This window comes from Pelagibacterium halotolerans, from assembly GCF_044811015.1.
Lineage (GTDB): Bacteria > Pseudomonadota > Alphaproteobacteria > Rhizobiales > Devosiaceae > Pelagibacterium > Pelagibacterium halotolerans_A.
Map to the genome: position 1 here is coordinate 1,580,358 of NZ_CP085243.1, position 18,015 is coordinate 1,598,372.

At 61.2% G+C, this 18,015-nt stretch carries 13 protein-coding genes and 1 pseudogene; 6 read left to right on the forward strand and 8 right to left on the reverse strand.

Annotation, left to right across the window (positions count from 1 at the left end):
• Positions 1-17 precede the first annotated feature (17 nt).
• From LG281_RS07855 to LG281_RS07865, 3 genes are all read left to right on the forward strand, one after another.
• Positions 18-1,091: an ABC transporter ATP-binding protein gene (locus LG281_RS07855; protein ID WP_404406041.1), complete on the forward strand. Its 1,074-nt coding sequence runs from the start codon at positions 18-20 to the stop codon at positions 1,089-1,091.
• Positions 1,092-1,244: 153 nt separating this feature from the next.
• Positions 1,245-2,270 carry an extracellular solute-binding protein gene (locus LG281_RS07860; protein ID WP_404406043.1) on the forward strand — a complete coding sequence of 342 codons (1,026 nt, stop codon included), beginning with the start codon at positions 1,245-1,247 and terminating at the stop codon, positions 2,268-2,270.
• 48 nt (positions 2,271-2,318) lie between these two features.
• A complete protein-coding gene (locus LG281_RS07865; protein ID WP_404406045.1) occupies positions 2,319-4,010 on the forward strand; it encodes an ABC transporter permease in 1,692 nt (563 codons plus the stop codon).
• Positions 4,011-4,285: 275 nt separating this feature from the next.
• Here the strand turns inward: LG281_RS07865 and LG281_RS07870 are convergent.
• Positions 4,286-5,287, reverse strand: a pseudogene (locus LG281_RS07870) (ABC transporter ATP-binding protein); the annotation flags it as partial.
• Between the two features lie 23 nt (positions 5,288-5,310).
• Positions 5,311-6,993 (reverse strand): alpha-glucosidase family protein, encoded by a 1,683-nt coding sequence (locus LG281_RS07875; RefSeq protein WP_404406047.1) that lies wholly within the window; start codon positions 6,991-6,993, stop codon positions 5,311-5,313.
• A 240-nt stretch (positions 6,994-7,233) separates the two neighbouring features.
• On the opposite strand from LG281_RS07875, the gene LG281_RS07880 reads away from it, so the two are divergent.
• The 3 genes from LG281_RS07880 (at position 7,234) to fghA (ending at position 10,370) form a co-directional block, all read left to right on the forward strand.
• Positions 7,234-8,322: a substrate-binding domain-containing protein gene (locus LG281_RS07880; RefSeq protein WP_404406049.1), complete on the forward strand. Its 1,089-nt coding sequence runs from the start codon at positions 7,234-7,236 to the stop codon at positions 8,320-8,322.
• A 74-nt stretch (positions 8,323-8,396) separates the two neighbouring features.
• On the forward strand, positions 8,397-9,524 hold the full coding sequence (locus LG281_RS07885; protein WP_404406051.1) for an S-(hydroxymethyl)glutathione dehydrogenase/class III alcohol dehydrogenase: 1,128 nt from the start codon (positions 8,397-8,399) through the stop codon (positions 9,522-9,524).
• A 9-nt stretch (positions 9,525-9,533) separates the two neighbouring features.
• Positions 9,534-10,370: an S-formylglutathione hydrolase gene (gene fghA / locus LG281_RS07890; protein ID WP_404406053.1), complete on the forward strand. Its 837-nt coding sequence runs from the start codon at positions 9,534-9,536 to the stop codon at positions 10,368-10,370.
• A 52-nt stretch (positions 10,371-10,422) separates the two neighbouring features.
• Here the strand turns inward: fghA and LG281_RS07895 are convergent, their stop codons facing one another.
• The 6 genes from LG281_RS07895 to fsa form a co-directional block, all read right to left on the reverse strand.
• Positions 10,423-11,628: a carbohydrate ABC transporter permease gene (locus tag LG281_RS07895; RefSeq protein WP_404406055.1), complete on the reverse strand. Its 1,206-nt coding sequence runs from the start codon at positions 11,626-11,628 to the stop codon at positions 10,423-10,425.
• On the reverse strand, positions 11,628-12,656 hold the full coding sequence (locus LG281_RS07900; RefSeq protein WP_404406057.1) for a carbohydrate ABC transporter permease: 1,029 nt from the start codon (positions 12,654-12,656) through the stop codon (positions 11,628-11,630). The genes LG281_RS07895 and LG281_RS07900 overlap by 1 nt, the downstream gene beginning before the upstream one ends.
• A gap of 101 nt (positions 12,657-12,757) precedes the next feature.
• The gene (locus LG281_RS07905; RefSeq protein WP_404406059.1) at positions 12,758-14,074 is read right to left on the reverse strand and encodes an ABC transporter substrate-binding protein; all 1,317 of its coding nucleotides are present in this window, start codon (positions 14,072-14,074) and stop codon (positions 12,758-12,760) included.
• Positions 14,075-14,736: 662 nt separating this feature from the next.
• On the reverse strand, positions 14,737-16,071 hold the full coding sequence (locus tag LG281_RS07910) for a GH1 family beta-glucosidase (RefSeq protein WP_404406061.1): 1,335 nt from the start codon (positions 16,069-16,071) through the stop codon (positions 14,737-14,739).
• Between the two features lie 127 nt (positions 16,072-16,198).
• Positions 16,199-17,284 carry an Mrp/NBP35 family ATP-binding protein gene (locus LG281_RS07915; RefSeq protein WP_404406064.1) on the reverse strand — a complete coding sequence of 362 codons (1,086 nt, stop codon included), beginning with the start codon at positions 17,282-17,284 and terminating at the stop codon, positions 16,199-16,201.
• A gap of 15 nt (positions 17,285-17,299) precedes the next feature.
• The gene (fsa, locus tag LG281_RS07920) at positions 17,300-17,956 is read right to left on the reverse strand and encodes a fructose-6-phosphate aldolase (protein WP_404406066.1); all 657 of its coding nucleotides are present in this window, start codon (positions 17,954-17,956) and stop codon (positions 17,300-17,302) included.
• Positions 17,957-18,015 lie beyond the last annotated feature (59 nt).

Consider the following 18,015-nt stretch of genomic DNA (forward strand, 5'->3'; position numbering starts at 1 on the left):
GGCGCTTGTGACGAGATATGATCCAGACGAAAACAGCTACCCTTTCAATTCGGAACGTCACGCGCCGCTTCGGCGCGGTTACGGCGCTCGATGACGTGTCGCTCGATATCGCGAAGGGTGAGGTCGCCTGCCTTGTGGGTCAGTCGGGTTGTGGCAAGTCCACGCTTTTACGTGTCATCGCCGGGGTCGAGGATATCGATGCCGGCTCGGTCTCGCTCGACGGCACCACAGTCACCGGTCCGGATATCTTCGTTGAACCTGAAGACCGCAATGTGGGCTTCATGTTCCAGGACTATGCCCTTTTCCCGCACCTGACCGCCCGTCAGAACATCCTGTTCGGCCTGAACCATCTCGGCCGCAAATCCGCCAGCGCGCGTGCTGACGAGTTGCTTTCAAGGCTCAAGATCGATGCACTGGCGAACCGGTATCCGCATATGCTTTCCGGCGGAGAGCAGCAGCGCGTCGCGCTGGCCCGGGCGCTCGCGCCCCAGCCGCACGTCCTTTTGATGGACGAACCGTTTTCAAACCTCGACCGGCGGCTGCGCGACAGCATCCGGCAAGAAACGAGTGCGGTGCTACGTGCGCTGGGAACGACCGCGATCATTGTAACCCACGATCCCGAGGAAGCGCTGTCGCTCGGCGACAAGGTCGTTCTCATGCACAAGGGCAAGGTGATCGAAACCGGCACAGGCGACGCGATCTACACCTATCCCCAGACCGCCTATGCCGCCGAGTTCTTTTCCCGAGTTAACCGCATCCCGGCACGCAGATCGGGCGATTGGCTCGACAGTCCTCTAGGTCGGTTCCCGGCAACCTGCGGGAGTGCCGGTCCGGTTTATCTCTATGTCCGCCCACAGGCCATCAAGCTCAACGGCAGAGGCATTGCAGCACAAGTCACCAGCCGTGTTCTGCTGGGGGAGATCGAAGAAGTCGGCCTGGCGGTCGAAGGCATGAGCGAACCGCTGGTCATGCGAACAAGCGCGCGATCGGGGCTCGATGTAGGACATACCGTACGGGTCAGTATCGAACCGGAGGATGTCCTCGTCTTTGCGGCGGACGAAACCGCACGCGCCACCCTCCCCCGAGCCTAACCCAAAGTAACCAAGCGATTACAATAGTTTAGAATGCCTCTAAACTGTCTTCATTATACTTGACTTGCATCATCAAGTATGAATTAACGCGCGGCATGGGCGCGTTTTGGCCGATGGCGCCCTTTGGGTTAACCGAACTGGGAAAGTCTCCTTATGACGACCTTCAAGACCTTTACCGCCGCCGGCCTGTTGGCGCTGGCAGCTGCCGCTCCGGCGGTTTCACAGGAAGTGAACATCTATACCACCCGCGAGCCGGGACTGATCCAGCCGATCCTGGACGCTTTTACCGCGGAGACCGGCATTACCGTCAACACCGTTTTCCTCCAGGATGGCCTTGCCGAGCGCGTTCTGGCAGAGGGTGAAAGCTCGCCCGCCGACATCCTGATGACGGTCGATTTCGGCGTTCTGAGCAGTCTCGTGGATCAGGGTCTGACCCAGCCGGTCGAGTCCGAGGTTCTCGAAGCGGCTGTCCCCGAAGCGCTGCGCGATGCGGAAGGCAACTGGTTCGCGCTGTCGGGTCGTGCCCGCGTGCTCTATGCGGCCAAGGACCTCGATCTCGATACGTTCACCTATGAGCAGCTCGATGATGAGGAATGGCGCGGGCGCCTTTGCATCCGTTCAGGCCACCACCCGTATAACACAGCGCTGTTTGCAGCCTATATCGCCCATCATGGCGAGGAAGCTGCGCTCGAATGGCTCGAAGGCGTGAAGGCCAATCAGGCCCGCGTGGCCGCCGGCGGCGACCGCGACGGCGCGCGCGATATCGCGGCCGGTGTCTGCGACATCGCGATCGGCAACTCGTACTATGTCGGATTGATGGCCAGCGGCGCGGGCGGCGACGAGCAGAAGGCCTGGAGTGACGAGATCAAGGTGATCCTGCCGACCTTTGAGGACGGTGGCACGCAGGTCAACATTTCCGGCGCGGGGGTTGCAGCGCATGCCCCCAATCGCGAGGAAGCGGTGCAGCTTCTCGAATATCTCGTCTCGGACGAAGCGCAGAAGCTCTATGCTGAAGCCAATTTCGAGTACCCGGTAACGGGCACGGCGGAAGTTCATCCGATCATTGCAGCCTTCGGCGAACTCGAACCCGACCCTATCCCGCTGACCGAAATCGTGCAATATCGCACGCTGGCGAGTGAGTTGGTCGATCAGGTCAACTTCGATACGTTCGGAAATTAACGACACACCGCGGCGGACCATCGGTCCGCCGCTTTTTTCCAGGTCTTAATGGCAGCAGTTCTTCCGGCACAGGCGAGCAGACGGCGTCACGGCGGCAGCAGGGTATGGGTCGGTCTGGCCATGCTCGCGGCGACGCTCGCGGTTATTCCAGTGTTAACCATCGCACTGACAGCCATGAGCGATACCGGCACGCTCTGGTCCCATGTCATCGCTTATGTGCTGCCGCAGGCGGTACAGAACACCGCAATCCTGCTCATAGGCACCGGACTTATCGCCACATTTGTCGGAACCGGTGCTGCATGGATCGTTTCGGCCTACGATTTCCGCGGGCGCGGGATTCTCGAATGGGCGCTTCTTCTCCCCCTCGCCGTACCGACCTATATCATGGCCTATGCTTATCTCGATGTCCTCAGCCCGCTCGGGCCGGTTCAAGGCGTCATCCGGGCCGTTTTGGGCTATGACAGCCCGCGCGATTTTCGGCTTCCCGATATTCGGTCGATGTGGGGCGCGATCCTGATCTTCGGCTTCGTGCTCTACCCTTATGTCTATCTCACCACGCGAGCGATGTTCCTCACCCAGGCCGCGAATCTCGTCGAAGTGTCTCGGACGTTGGGTGTCCGGCGCTCGGCGGTCTTTTGGCGTGTCGCTTTGCCGCTCGCCCGTCCCGCGATTGCAGTCGGGGTAAGCCTTGCCCTCATGGAAGCGCTGAACGACGTCGGTGCGGCGCAGTTCCTGGGTATTCGGACTTTGACAGCGTCTGTCTACACGACATGGATCATACGCACGGATCTGCCCGGAGCGGCGCAGATCGCGATGGCGATGCTGGTTTTCGTGGTGATGCTCATCGTCATCGAGCGCTGGGCGCGGCGCGACCAGCGATTTGCCCATAGCGCGCAGCGGGCGCGTCCGATGGTGCCGCGCCGTCTCGCAGGCGCCCAAGGTCTGCTGGCGTTCGCGCTGGGTGCGCTGCCCATCGTCATCGGCTTCCTCGGTCCGGCGCTCTACTTGTTTTTCGAGGCCATTAAAAGGATCGAATTCGCAGGCGTATCGCCCTATCTCATCCGCGCTACGATTAATACCGTCAGCCTCTCGGCCATCGCCACCCTGGTCGTTCTGTTCATGGGCTTTGCCGTCTCCTATGCTGCGCGCCTCAGGTCGGATCGGCTGACGGCCGCAATGGCGCGTGTTGCGACGCTTGGTTATGCGGTGCCCGGCACAGTGCTGGCGATCGGAATTCTGATCCCCGTCGCCTTTTTCGATCGCACCCTCGACCACGCCATGCGCGAATGGTTCGGCCTTTCGACAGGGCTTCTCCTGCTCGGCTCGGGTGCGGCGCTTGTCTATGCTTATTCGGCCCGCTTTCTCGCCATCGCGTCGGGTGGGATCGAGGCAGGATTGAGCCGCATTCCCCTATCCTACGACCACGCAGCCCGCACGCTCGGGCAATCGGCGACAGGGGCGCTCGTAAAGGTCCATCTCCCGCTCTCGCGCGCGGCGCTAACGGCGGCGGGGCTTCTCGTCTTCGTCGATTGCATGAAGGAGTTGCCCGCCACGCTGCTACTCCGGCCACTCAATTTCGAAAGTCTCTCGACCCTGCTCTATGGCGAGGCGGCGCGCGGGACATATGAGGACGCGGCGCTCGCCGCGCTCATCATCATCGTAATTGGAATTCTTCCGGTAATCTTGTTGGCGCGCACCGGGCGCATAGCGCCCGGCACCGAGAATAATCACATGGCATAGCGGGAAACCGATCAGGCCTTGGGCTTGGCCGGTGACTTGCGAGCGGGTGCCTTACGTGCTGTCGATTTGGCGCTCGTGCCCTTGGATGCGGCTGAACGCACCGCGGGCTTTTTCGCGGCGGGCTTCTTTGCCGGCATCGCCACGCCGCCCGCGGAGCCGACAACGCCCTCATCCGGCGCGCCTTCGGCGGACGCATTGGCTGCACGGCCGGATCGCCCTGCCGACGACGAGGACTTCGTCGTGGCCGGTTTGGCCGGGACAGCAAAGCCGTCATTCAACGGTCGACCCTCTGCGTCGAACCGGTGGAACAGGTCACCCTCCGGCCCGAAGGCGATCTCGTCACCGGCATGATAGGTCGCCTTGCCGTCCTGGCGGACAATCACGGGCTCTTCCTCGCCGATATCGACATAAATGAAGCTGTCCGAGCCGAGGTTTTCCGAATAGATCACCTTGCCCGACCAGCCGCCATCGGGCTTGTCGTAGATCGTCATATGTTCGGGCCGGACGCCGACTGTGTGGCACTTGTATTTTTCGGCATGCTTGCCGGTCAGGAAATTCATCTTGGGCGAGCCGATGAACCCGGCCACGAAGAGCGACTGAGGATTGTCATAAAGCTCCATCGGCGTGCCAACCTGCATCACGACACCATCTTTGAGAACCACGATCCGGTCGGCCAAGGTCATGGCTTCGACCTGGTCGTGGGTCACGTAGATCATGGTGGTATCGGGCAGCGTCTCGTTGAGCTTGGCAATCTCCATACGGGTCGCCACGCGCAGCGCGGCGTCGAGGTTGGAAAGCGGTTCGTCAAAGAGGAAGACCTGCGGGTTGCGCACGATGGCGCGCCCGATTGCAACGCGCTGGCGCTGGCCGCCCGAGAGCGCCTTGGGCAGGCGGTCAAGATAGGGGCGAAGCTGCAGCATATCGGCAGCTTCCTCGACCTTCTTGCGCATCTCGTCCTTGGGTGTGCGCAAAAGCTTCAGGGAATACGCCATGTTGTCGAACACGGTCATATGCGGATAGAGCGCATAGGACTGGAACACCATGGCGATGCCGCGCTTGGATGGCGCCACGTCGTTGACCACGCGACCGCCAATCTCCAGCGTACCGCTGGTAATCGTCTCGAGACCCGAGATGGTTCGAAGAAGCGTAGACTTACCGCACCCGGAGGGACCGACGAAGACGACGAACTCGCCGGACTTGATGTCGAGATTGATGTCCTTGAGGACTTCGACCTTGCCGTAGCTCTTATAAAGATTGGTGATCTTGAGATCAGACATTCTTCCTCCCAACGGGCTTCGCCCTAGCTTATGCGCCCAATATAGGCCCCGAACGGGCCAAAGCTCAACCGATTGCCGTCCAATTGCCCGTCCGATCCGGGAGCGCCGGCATCGGTGACAGGCACATCGCCCGCGAGGTCATACACGACCGGCTGTGCAGTCATATTGAAAGCGCAGAATAGCGTTTCATCTTCGAGCGTCCGGGTAAAGGCCAGAACACCCTCGGGCGTATCGTGCCGCACCGAAATACTCCCCCTCGCCAAAGCCGGGTGCTGCTTACGGAAAACCAGCATCGCCCGATAGAATTCGAGCACCGAATTGGCGACGTTCTCCTGCTGGTCCACGGCATTATGCAAATGGTGCGCGGGTACCGGCAGCCACGTGCGATTGGCCGAGGAAAAGCCGCCCTGATGGATGTGGGCCTGCCATACCATCGGTGTCCGGCAACCGTCCCGACCCTTGAATTCGGGCCAGAATTCAATGCCGTAGGGGTCGACGAGATCCTCAAAGGAAAGCTCCGCCTCGCCCAGGCCCAGTTCCTCGCCCTGATAGAGGCAGACCGAGCCGCGCATGCTCATAAGAAGCATCGCTGCCTGACGCGTGAAGCGTTCCTCATGCCCATGCGGTGCCCAGCGGGTAACATGCCGGACGACGTCGTGGTTGGAAAAGGCAATGCAGATCCAGCCCTCGGGCGCGGCCTTCTCGGTCGCTTCGATCGCCTCACGGAAATGCGCCGCGGTGTATTCGCCACCGAGATAATCGAAGGTGTAGCACATATGCAGCATGTCATCGCCCGAGGTATATTGGGCCATGATTTCGAGTTGACGCTGCGCATCGCCGATTTCGCCAACTGTCGCCTTGCCCGGATATTCGTCGAGCAACACACGCATGCGCTTTAAGAATGCGATATTGTCTGGCCGGCTCTTGTCGTAGATGTGATCCTGAAGATTGTACGGGTTCACCGCCGGGGCGATCGAAGCGTTAAAGCTTTCCGGGCTCACCGGCGGATTGTTCTCGAGTCCCTCGGAATGGAAATAGAAATTCACCGTATCGAGCCGGAAGCCGTCGACGCCGCGCTCGAGCCAGAAGCGCATTTCCCCCAAAACCGCGTTCTGCACGTCCGGGTTATGAAAGTTCAGATCGGGCTGGGCGACGAGGAAGTTATGCAGATAATACTGCATACGCCGCCCGTCCCAATGCCAGGCCGAGCCGCCGAAGATTGAAAGCCAGTTGTTAGGCGGCGAGCCGTCCGGCTTGGGATCGGCCCAGACATACCAGTCCGCCTTTTCGTTGGTGCGCGAGACACGGCTTTCAGCAAACCAGGGATGCCGGTCCGAAGTGTGCGAGATCACCTGATCGATGATCACCTTCAAACCCAGTGCGTGCGCTTTTTCAACGAGCCTGTCGAAATCCTCGAGCGTGCCGAAGATCGGGTCGATGTCCCGATAGTTCGAGACGTCGTAACCGAAATCCTTCATCGGCGAGGTGAAGACGGGCGACAGCCAGATCGCATCGACACCGAGGTCCGCAACATATTCGAGCCGCGAGGTGATACCTACAAGATCGCCGACGCCATCGCCGTTCTGGTCCTGAAACGAACGCGGATAAATCTGGTAGATCACCGCACCGCGCCACCAGTTGCGGTCGAGGGGAGAGGTGTCGGTCGGATGCCAGTACTGTGTGGAATCAGGCGCAAAATGACTCATGGCCTGGAAGGTCTCCCCTAATCGATCGCGGGTGGCGCCGTAACACTGGCCCGGCTGCTTCTTGCGATCCTGCCCTAGCGAATTTTCTTTCCAAAACGTTTTGGATATGACCTCATTACGCATGGAAAAGAGCCGCCGTCAACAGGGGTTAGGGCATGGTCTTTTTCCCGGCCCACCACTATAAGCGGACGCATGGAGGAGCCGGCTTGCCGGTCGAAGACATATTGCGGGAGGAAGGTGATGGCGCCGTCGCCACGCCGAAGGAGAGCTGCGGACGAAACGCCCACGCGCGGCGTTACAATCAAGCATCTGGCCACCGAACTGGGGCTCTCGATCACGACGATTTCTCGCGCGCTGAACGGGTATTCCGATGTGGGCGAAAAAACACGCGAACGGATCATCGAAGCGGCGCGGAGGGCGGGGTATACACCCAACCGCAACGCGCAGCGGCTCGTGACCCAGCGCAGCCATACAATCGCCTGGGTGCAGTCCGATCACGACGCGAAATTCGCCGACCCGCACTTTGTCGAGGTCTTGGCGGGGGCTCTGCGCGAAGCCCGGCTGAGCCGGTACGATATCATCCTTGCGGCAGAGCCGCCCGAAGGCCAGCTTGCAGCCTATGAACGCTATGTCCGGGACGGCAGCGTCGACGGGTTCATCGTCGATGTGCCGAGGCCTGAGGACCCGCGCGTTGCGTTCCTCAAGGCAGCCGGGGTGCCGTTCGCCGTTCATGGCCGGGAGGGAGTCGTTGAGGACTATGGCTGGGTGGACATCGACAATTACGGGATTTTCTACAATCTCGCCAAGCTGATGGTCGAAAATGGGCATCGGAAGTTCGCCTTCATCAACGGCGACGAGCAATACCTTTACGCTCGTACCCGCCGGCGGGCGGCCGATACCGCGATCCGGGACCTCGGCTTGCCGCCGGACACCGTTCTGCATTTGGAAGGCACACATCCGATGGGCGATGCGGGATATCAATTGACCGAACTGGCCTTGGCAGACCCGGATGTGACCGCGATCATCTATTCCTCGATTCTCTTCACCATGGAGGGTCTGGCCGCGATCACACAGGCGGGCAGGAAGCCCGGCAAGGACATCATGATCGCCTCGATGAACGACCAGCTCCAATATCTCAATCTCGCGCCACTCGAAGGGGTCGTGACCCTCGTCAACTCCTCGCTGCGCGCGGGCGGGCGGGCACTGGTAGCCGAGGTTATCCGGCAATGCGAAACCGGCAAGACCGGCGGCACGATGATCCCCGCATTCTTCTATCTCGCCGATGGCGTGCGCGCCGAAACGATCAAGGACGACGTACTCTTCGCCTAAAGCACGCATTGGCACATACTTTTCAATGCGGTATGGGCAGGGCCAACCAACCTATCAACATTTGAGGGAAGAGCATGAAAACACGCGCGGCGGTCGCTTTCGAGGCAGGTAAGCCATTGGAGATCGTGGAACTCGATCTTGAAGGTCCAAAGGCGGGCGAAGTGCTCGTTGAGATCAAGGCGACGGGGCTCTGCCATACTGACGATTTCACGCTTTCGGGTGCCGATCCGGAGGGGCTCTTTCCGTCTGTCCTCGGTCACGAAGGAGCAGGCGTGGTGGTGGATGTCGGCGCGGGCGTCACGAGCGTAAAAAAGGGCGACCACGTGATCCCGCTCTATACGCCCGAATGTCGGGAGTGCCCCTCATGCCTCTCGCGCAAGACGAATCTTTGCACCGCAATCCGCGCCACGCAGGGCCAGGGCCTGATGCCCGACGGGACGACGCGCTTCTCCTACAACGGCAAGCCGGTTTTCCACTATATGGGCTGCTCGACCTTTTCGAACTACACGGTGATGCCTGAGATCGCGGTGGCCAAGATCGATCCGGCAGCGCCGTTCGATAAGGTTTGCTATGTGGGCTGCGGCGTCACCACCGGTGTCGGGGCTGTGATCAACACCGCCAAGGTCGAACAGGGCGCGACTGCGGCCGTCTTCGGGCTCGGCGGCATCGGGCTCAACGTCATTCAGGGCCTGCGCATGGCGGGCGCGGACATGATTATCGGCATCGACATCAACAACGACAAAAAGCCGTGGGGCGAACGCTTCGGGATGACGCATTTCGTCAACCCAAAGGAAATCGACGGCGATATCGTTGCGCATCTGATCAACATGACCAAACGCGGCGCCGATCAGATCGGCGGCGTCGACTACTCCTTCGACTGCACAGGCAATGTCACGGTGATGCGCCAAGCGCTCGAAGCGAGCCATCGCGGCTGGGGCAAGTCGGTGATTATCGGGGTGGCCGGCGCGGGGCAGGAAATCTCGACGCGCCCGTTCCAGCTCGTTACCGGACGGCAATGGATGGGCACCGCCTTCGGCGGCGCACGCGGCCGGACAGATGTGCCCAAGGTTGTCGATTGGTACATGTCGGGCAAGATCGAGATCGACCCGATGATCACGCACACGCTGCGGCTCGAAGACATCAACAAAGGCTTTGAATTGATGCATTCGGGCGAATCCATTCGCTCGGTCGTGCTGTACTGAGCCGTGCTCATGGAAACCGTTTCGACCGCCAAGGCGCATGGCGGGGTTCAGGGCGTTTATCGTCACAATTCCGCACAGACCCGCTGTGAGATGACCTTCGCCGTCTTCGTGCCACCCCATGAGGCGGGCACGAAATTGCCGGTGCTCTGGTACCTTTCGGGGCTGACCTGCACGCATCAGAACGTCATGGACAAGGGCGAATACCGGCGCCTCGCCGCCGAATTGGGGCTGATCGTCGTCTGCCCCGATACAAGCCCGCGCGGCGCGGACGTTCCCGACGAACCCGACAATTGGCAATTCGGGTCGGGTGCCGGGTTCTATGTCGATGCCACGCAGGATCCGTTCGCGCAGAACTACCGGATGCGGTCGTATCTGCTCGACGAGCTTCCGGAGCTCATCGCAACGCATTTTCCTGCCGATATGTCCCGGCAGGGCATATTCGGCCATTCGATGGGTGGCCATGGCGCGCTGACGTTTGCGCTCAGCCATCCGGGCCGCTTCAAATCCTGCTCCGCGTTCGCGCCGATCGTCAATCCGATGCAGGCGGATTGGTCCGCCGGCGCTTTTGCGCGCTATCTCGGGCCCGACACATCCGCATGGCGGGCCTACGACGCTTGTGCGTTGGTCGAGGACGGCAAGCGTTTTGATGGCGACATCCTGATCGACCAGGGCACAGCGGATGGCTTTCTCGAAACCGGCCTGATGCCCGAGCGGTTCAAGACCGCGTGCGAGCGGGCCGGCCAACCGCTTACGCTGCGGATGCAGGAGGGGTACGACCACTCCTACTTTTTCATCTCCACCTTCATGGACGACCATTTGCGCTGGCATGCCACGCGATTGACATGAAAAAGGGCCGTCCCGAGAGGCGGCCCTTTTCCGTTGTGCTTTCGCGTCCGCGTCAGCCGCCCTTGACCGACCCGGCCAGAAGGCCGCGGACGAAGTAGCGCTGGAGCGAGAAGAAGACCATCAGCGGCACGAAGATCGAAATGAACGCTCCGGCGGTGAGGATTTCCCAGTTGTCGCCGCGTGAACCGAGAAGTTCGCGCAGCCGGGCGGTCAGAACGATCTGGCCTTCATTGTTGCCCAGGAACACGGTGGCGACCAGCAGGTCGTTCCAGACCCAGAGGAACTGGAAGATCGCAAAGGACGCGAGCGCCGGGAACGAGAGCGGCAACACCATCGTGGTGAAGATCTGGAAGTGCGACGCGCCATCCATGCGCGCGCTTTCCATGATCTCCTTGGGCAGGCCCGCCATGTAGTTGCGCAAGAGGTAAATGGCGAGCGGCAGGCCAAAGCCGGTGTGGGCGAGCCAGATTCCCAGATAGGTCTTGGACGCGCCGCCGGTGATCCCCGCGATGCCGTTGTACATCCGCAAGAGCGGGATGAGCGACATCTGCAACGGCACGACAAGCAGCCCGACGATGAGCGCAACGAGCGCGCCCCGGAACGGGAAGTTCATCCACGCGAGCGCGTAGGCCGCGAACGCCGCGATCAGGATCGGGATCACGGTGGCGGGCACCGTCACCGTAAACGAGTTGATGAAACTGCGCCCGATGCCCTCGGAGGTGAGAACCTCGAAATAGTTTTGGAACGTGAAGCGCGGAGGAATGCCGACAACGACGAAAATGCGCGCGCGGTCGTATTCGAACGGCGCGTCGGATACCATCTCGAAGGAGCCGTCGGAGTTGACGGTGATCCGGCCGCCGGCACGCAAATCCAGCGTTTCGCCAGCCGCCGCCTCGGAGGGATTGTTGATGGACGTGCCGAAGCGCAGCACGGTTCGCCCGCTATCGGCGGAGAACACCTCCCCGCGGATAACGTATTGGCCGTTCTCTTCGACTTGCGTGTCGGCCGGCGGCAAGGCAGCGGCTTCTCTGGATTCGCTCATCACCAGAGCTTCCCACCAGCCCGAGGTGGTCAACTGGTCCTTGTCGCGGACCGAACTGATGAGGAGCCCGGCGGTGGGGACCGTCCAGACGACAACCAGGAGCAAAAGCGCGAGTTGCGCAACGACCTTGCCTACCGTCAACTGGGAAAGCCACGCGGCAACCGCCGAACGCTCGGTCCGGGACGTCGCTGTTGTGCCGGAAGTGATCGTAGCCATCAGCGTGTCCCTTCTTCCTTGCTGGCCTGGCGGATGTTCCAGATCATGATCGGAATGACCGCGATCATGATGCAGATGGCCACGGTAGAGCCGCGCCCGGCATCGCCACCGCCGCGGAACATCCAGTCGAACATCAGGTTTGCGAGGACCTGCGTATCCCACTGGCCGTTGGTCATCGCCAGAACGATGTCGAAGATCTTCAGAACGACGATGGTGATCGTCGTCCAGACCACGAGAATGGTCGGGAAAATCTGCGGGATCATGATGTCGAAGAAGATGCGGATATCACTCGCGCCGTCGATGCGCGCGGCCTCGATGGTTTCCTCGGGAATGCCGCGCAGCGCAGCCGAAAGGATGACCATGGCAAAGCCGGTCTGGATCCAGACGAGGATGATCATCAGAAGGAACGAGTTCCAGAAGGGCGTGATCGTCATCCAGGCCTGCGGCGTACCGCCAAACATCTGCACAATGGCGTTCAGAATGCCGATCTGGTCGACGTCGGTGCCGCGGTAATCGTAGACGAATTTCCAGATCACCGACGCGCCGACAAACGAGATGGCCATCGGCATGAAGATCAGCGACTTGGCGACCTGTCCCCACCAGATGCGGTCGGCGAGGACGGCGACGATCAGCCCGAAAGCCGTCGCAAGCGTCGGCACGATGATCAGCCAGAGCAGATTGTTGAGGATCGACTGCTGGAACTGCGGGTCGTTGAGGGCCCAAGCGTAATTGGCAAAGCCGATATAGGTCGTGCCGAACCGGTTGAAGAAGGTCAGCCGGAACGTTTCGACGACCGGAAAGATGAGGTAGAGCCCCATGAAAAAGAGTGCCGGGGCCAGAAACAGCCATGGACGGATGCGTGTACGCAGCCGGTCCTGCCCGGCCGTCGCGACACCGTCACCCACGCCCCCTGCTCCAGAGGTTCCCAGGGTCCTGTCAAGCACCCAGTTGGTGCCCCAAAAATATAGAACGCACGCCGCGACCCCGATAACCACGGTGACGAGCGCGCCGGCTATCTGAAGCCACATAACACCCCTCCGCTATGATCCTTTGACGATCATTTTCTTCTCTTGCGCCTGTGCCCGGCACGTGTAGCGCCGGACACATTTTCGTTGGGGCTGCGCCCTTTTTATTTAATCGCGTCCCAGCTCGTCTGGATCGCGTCGGCAACTTCTTCGGCCGAAGCGCCGCCGACGTAATCGACCATACCGGTCCAGAACGAACCTGCACCGACAGCGCCCGGCATAAGATCGGACCCGTCGAAGCGGAAGGTCGTGGCGTCGAGCAGAATCTCACCCTGGCCGCGCAGTGCCGCGTTGGCATAAGCGTCAAGGCTGACGTTCTTGTTCGGCGTCAGGAAGCCCGACAGCCCCATCCAGGTCTCATGTGCCTCGGTGGTTTCGAGGAACTGGATGAACGCCTGGGCCGCTTCGCTGTCTTTGGTGACGGCGAAAAGCGTGCCACCGCCGAGAACCGGCTTGCCAAGATCCTCATCCGCGAAAGCGGGGAAGTAGAAGAAGTCCGCATCGCTGCCCAGTTCGGTGCCTTCGGGGAAGAAGGACGGAATGAACGAAGCCTGACGGTGCATGTAGCACTGCGGCGGCACCGAGAAGAGGCCCGCCGGGCTATCGCGGAAGTCCGTGGTGCCTACAGCGGCAGGCCCGCCGGCCACGAAGTCGGGATTCTTGGCAAACCAGCCGAACTCCTCGATCGCGGCGATGACACGCGGATCGTTGAAGGGGATCGCGTTGGTCGTCCACTCGTCATAGACTTCCGGCGGGTTGACGCGCAGCATGAAGTCTTCGACCCAGTCGGTCGCAGGCCAACCAGTGGCCGCACCCGACCCCAGCCCGATGCACCACGGCGTACCGCCATCCGCAACGATCTGCTCGGTGAGCGCTTTGAGGTCTTCCATCGATTCAGGCACTTCGTAGCCCGCATCGGCGAAGTTGTCCGGCACGTACCAGACGAGGGATTTCACGTCCGCCTTGTAGGGGAACGCGTAAAGATGGGTCTCGCCATCTTCGCCTTCATAGCTCGAGAGATCGACCCAGGACTGGCCGGCGGCATAGTTGTCGACGAGCCAGCTTTCAACGTCGTCGCCAAGCGGGGTCAGAAGACCGCGAGCGGCGAGGTCGGCGGCAAGGCCGGGCTGAGGAAAGACAGCGATGTTGGGCGCGGAACCGGCCTGCGTGTCGATCACGATCTGCTGCTCGAAGCTGTCCGAGCCCGAATATTCGACATTGGCGCCGGTGGCTTCTTCGAACAGCGCGATGACCGTTTCGAAGTTTTCCTGGTCGGCGGTGAGCCAGGGGCCGAAAATGGTGAGGGTCTGCCCGGAGAGGTCCATTGCCTCGATATCTTCCATCATTGCGGCAGAGGCGCCGGAGGCGGAAGCGAGCAAAAGCGTGGCGGCCGAGATACCGGCCATAAGGGATTTGTGCATGTAGTCCTCCCATTGCACAGTGTGACGCAATGAAAACGTCTTATTTTTGCCGTCCATCCAAAACGTTTTGGAACCAAAACGTTTAAGTGCCCGGATACGGGTCTTGTGAATGGCGTTCGGCAATGTTCAAAGTCGCACAATCTTCCCTGCTTGCCAAGCCGATCATGCCGTAATGAAAGGAGAAATCGGCGCGCAGCCGAAAATGTCCGACGGCCTTGCGGCCTCGGATGATCGGTAGAGCGGTATGCGGCGAGACGCGCCTCATACTGATTATTAAAGTGCGAAGCGAGCCTCGCCGCATACGCCCGGGGTTTTTGGCTTGTCCGCCCATCTTACAGGCTGGGGTTTGGCCCTCCGAGCATAGCTCTCCGGGCGTTCGTGCACTGACGAAGGTCCACCGGACCTTCGTCTTTGGCTTTGCCAAACCGTTTCGAACTCCCCGCTGGCTTTCGCCAGTACGCCGTCGCAGCGCGACGACCGGCTCTGGTGACGTTTGGGCCTCCGCTGGGACGACTCCCATCGGACCCGGACCGGTCCCGCCCAGATATTCGTGGTACCTGCGCTCATCAAAAGCGAAACCGTGAGACACATCATAAAAGAGGTTTCGGAGGCGGGGATAAGTTTACGCCAAGAGCTTCTGTTTGCTCCTGAATACGTCCACCCTACGCCACTTGGGACTGATTGGCGCCGGTGAGCAGCATCTTGAACGCCTCGTAGCTCTTCTTGGGCGTACGCTTCTGAGTGTCATAGTCCACGTGGACCAGCCCGAACCGCTTGGCGTAGCCTTCGGCCCATTCGAAATTGTCCAACAGCGACCAGCCGAAATAGCCGGTAACGTTAGCGCCGCGCTTTTGTGCTGCAAGGACTGCGGACAGATGCGCGTCGTAATAGGCGATGCGGCGCGGGTCGTCCGTACCCTCGACTTCGGCCATGCCGTTCTCGGTGACGGCAAGCGGGATATCGGTATAGTCCGCGGCGATACGGGTCAGAATTTCTTCGAGCCCCTCCGGGAAGATTTCCCAGCCCATTTCGGTTTTTTCGAGCGGGCCATCGACCTTTTTGATCGGGAATACGGACCGGCTGGGGTCGGCCGCATAGAGGCCGCGCGTGTAATAGTTGACGCCGAGCCAGTCGAGCGGGGCCGAGACCGTCGCCATGTCGTTCTCGAATCCGTCCGGCATATAGGGGCCGAAGCCCTTTTCGAGGACGTCGGCGGGGTATTGCCCCTTGAAGACGCCGTCGAGATACCAGCGGTTGAAAATGCCATCCCAGAGCCGGGCTGCGGCGAGGTCTTCAGGCTTACCGGTCGCGCCCTGGGCGACCTCGAAATTGAGGACGATACCGAGGTTCTTCGCGCCCTCAGCGCGCAGGGCGTTGATCGCCGTGCCATGAGCGAACAGCACATGATGGGACGCCCGCGCGGCGGCGCGCAGGTCGCGATAGCCCGGCGCGTGGACGCCGAGCATGTGGCTCAGGAAGGCCACACACCAGGGCTCGTTGATCGTCGCGGTTGCCGCAAGCCGATCGCCGAAGCGCTTGTTGATCTCAACCGCGTAGTCGGCGAGCCAGCCGGCAATATCGCGGTTCATCCAGCCGCCCTTGTCCTGCAACGCGCTGGGCAGATCCCAGTGGTAGAGCGTCGCGTAGGGCTTGATATTGCGCTCGAGCATGCCGTCGATCACGCGATCGTAGAAATCGAAGCCCTTCTCGTTGCGCGCGCCCGTGCCTTCGGGGATCAGGCGTGGCCAGGAAAAAGAGAACCGGTAGGCGTCGAACCCCGCATCGGAGAGAAGGTCGAGATCTTCGGCCCAGCGGCTGTAGTGGTCGCAGGCGATGAGCCCCGTATCGCCGTTATAGGTGTTGCCCGGCGTGGCCGAGAATGTGTCCCAGATCGACGATCCGCGGCCATCGGTCTGGCCGCCTTCGATCTGGTAGGACGCCGTTGCCGTGCCGAAAATGAAGTCATCGCCGAAATCGGCGCGCTTGGAAGAAAACATGAGACCCTCCGCCCGGGCAGTTGTTCGGGATTTTGCAGGTCTTCTTTGCCCGCCTGCCCCGTTTGTCGAAAATGTAATCGATTACAGATAGCGTAGCAGCTTTCCGCAACGCTGTCATCAGCGTTGATCAGGCGATCGAGGCGGCCTTGCGCTCAAGTGCGGGGGCAAGCTTGTCGGCGATCGCGATGAACGCTCGGGCATCGGCGCCTTCGGGATCGGCGGCGACGGCGGGGCGGCCTGCGTCACAACCTTCGCGAATGGACATCACGAGCGGAATCTCGCCCAGGAACGGCACGCCGAACTCCGTGGCGGCTTCCTTCGCGCCGCCGTGGCCGAAGATGTCGTAGCGGGCGCCGGTATCGGGGGCGAGGAAGTAGCTCATGTTCTCGATGATGCCGAGCACGGGGATCTTCACCCGCGCGAACATGTCGATGGCCTTCTTGGCGTCGATCAGCGCGAGATCCTGCGGCGTCGAGACGATGACCGCCCCGGCGAGCTCAACCTGCTGGACGAGAGAAATCTGGATGTCGCCCGTACCCGGCGGCAGGTCGACGACGAGGACGTCGAGTTCGCCCCACTCGGTTTCGCGCAGCAACTGCCGCAGTGCCGAGGTTGCCATCGGGCCGCGCCAGACCACCGCCTGATTACCCTCAAGCATCGGGCCAATGGACATGGCCTTGAGCCCGAAGGCGTCGAACGGGCGGAAAATACCGTCCTCGCGCAGCGCGGGCTTACCCTCGAGGCCCAAAAGCTTGGGGAGAGAGGGGCCGTAAAGGTCGGCATCGAGAATGCCGGTCTTGAAACCCTTCGCGGCGAAAGCGAGCGCGATATTGACCGCGCAGGTCGATTTTCCGACCCCGCCCTTGCCCGAACCGACGGCAATGATGTGCTTGATGCCGGGGACCGGCGTGCGTGGCGGAGGCGCCGGCCTGCCCTCCCCCTGCGGCGCGGCCTTGGCGGGCGCTTTGTCCGCCGTCAATGAGACCATGACTTTGCGGCCTTCGGCGTGCTCGGTTGCGACCACCTCGGCCTTCGAGCGCACCGGCGCGAAGGCGGTTTCCATCCCCGGAGTGACCGAAATGGCGAAAGCCACGGCGCTTTTAGTGACGATGATGTCGGAGAGTCCATCAAACTCCGCAAGCGAACCGCCGCCGGGCACCTCTATAGCGCCCAGCGCGTTGCGGATTGTCCTATCGAGCGGCGCGTCGGCCATTCGCGGGCGCGATCCTTAAACGATCGACTGACCGGTGGCTTTCCAGTCCTTGACGAAGGCATCCAGACCCTTGTCCGTCAGGGCGTGGCTTGCGAGCTTCTTGAGGACCGACGGCGGGATGGTCGACACGTCGGCACCAGCCAGGGCGGCCTGGGAGACGTGGTTGGCCGAGCGGATCGAGGCGGCGAGAATCTCGGTCTCGAAGCCGTAATTGTCGTAGATCACGCGAATGTCGCCAATGAGCTCCATGCCGTCGAGGTTGAGGTCATCGAGCCGCCCGATGAAGGGCGAGATGTAGGTCGCGCCGACCTTGGCCGCCAGAAGCGCCTGGTTGGCCGAAAAGCACAGCGTGACATTGACCTTGATGCCCTGATCGGTCAGGTGCTTACAGGCCTTCAAACCGTCGAGCGTGAGCGGCACCTTGACCACCACGTTGTCAGCGAGCGCGGCGAGCACCTTGCCCTCGGCCATCATGCCGTCATAGTCGGTCGCGGCGACTTCGGCCGAAACCGGCTTTCCGGGCAGGATCTCGCAAATCTCCTTGACGACTTCCTTGAAGTCGCGGCCGGATTTGGCGACGAGCGAGGGGTTGGTGGTGACGCCATCGAGCAGGCCGATCTCGTGCAGTTCACGGATGTCGCTGACCTCGGCGGTATCGACGAAAAACTTCATTTCTCTCTCCCGTTTGGGATTAGACTTTAGTCGTAGTCTATAGGTGGACAAAAAGCGGC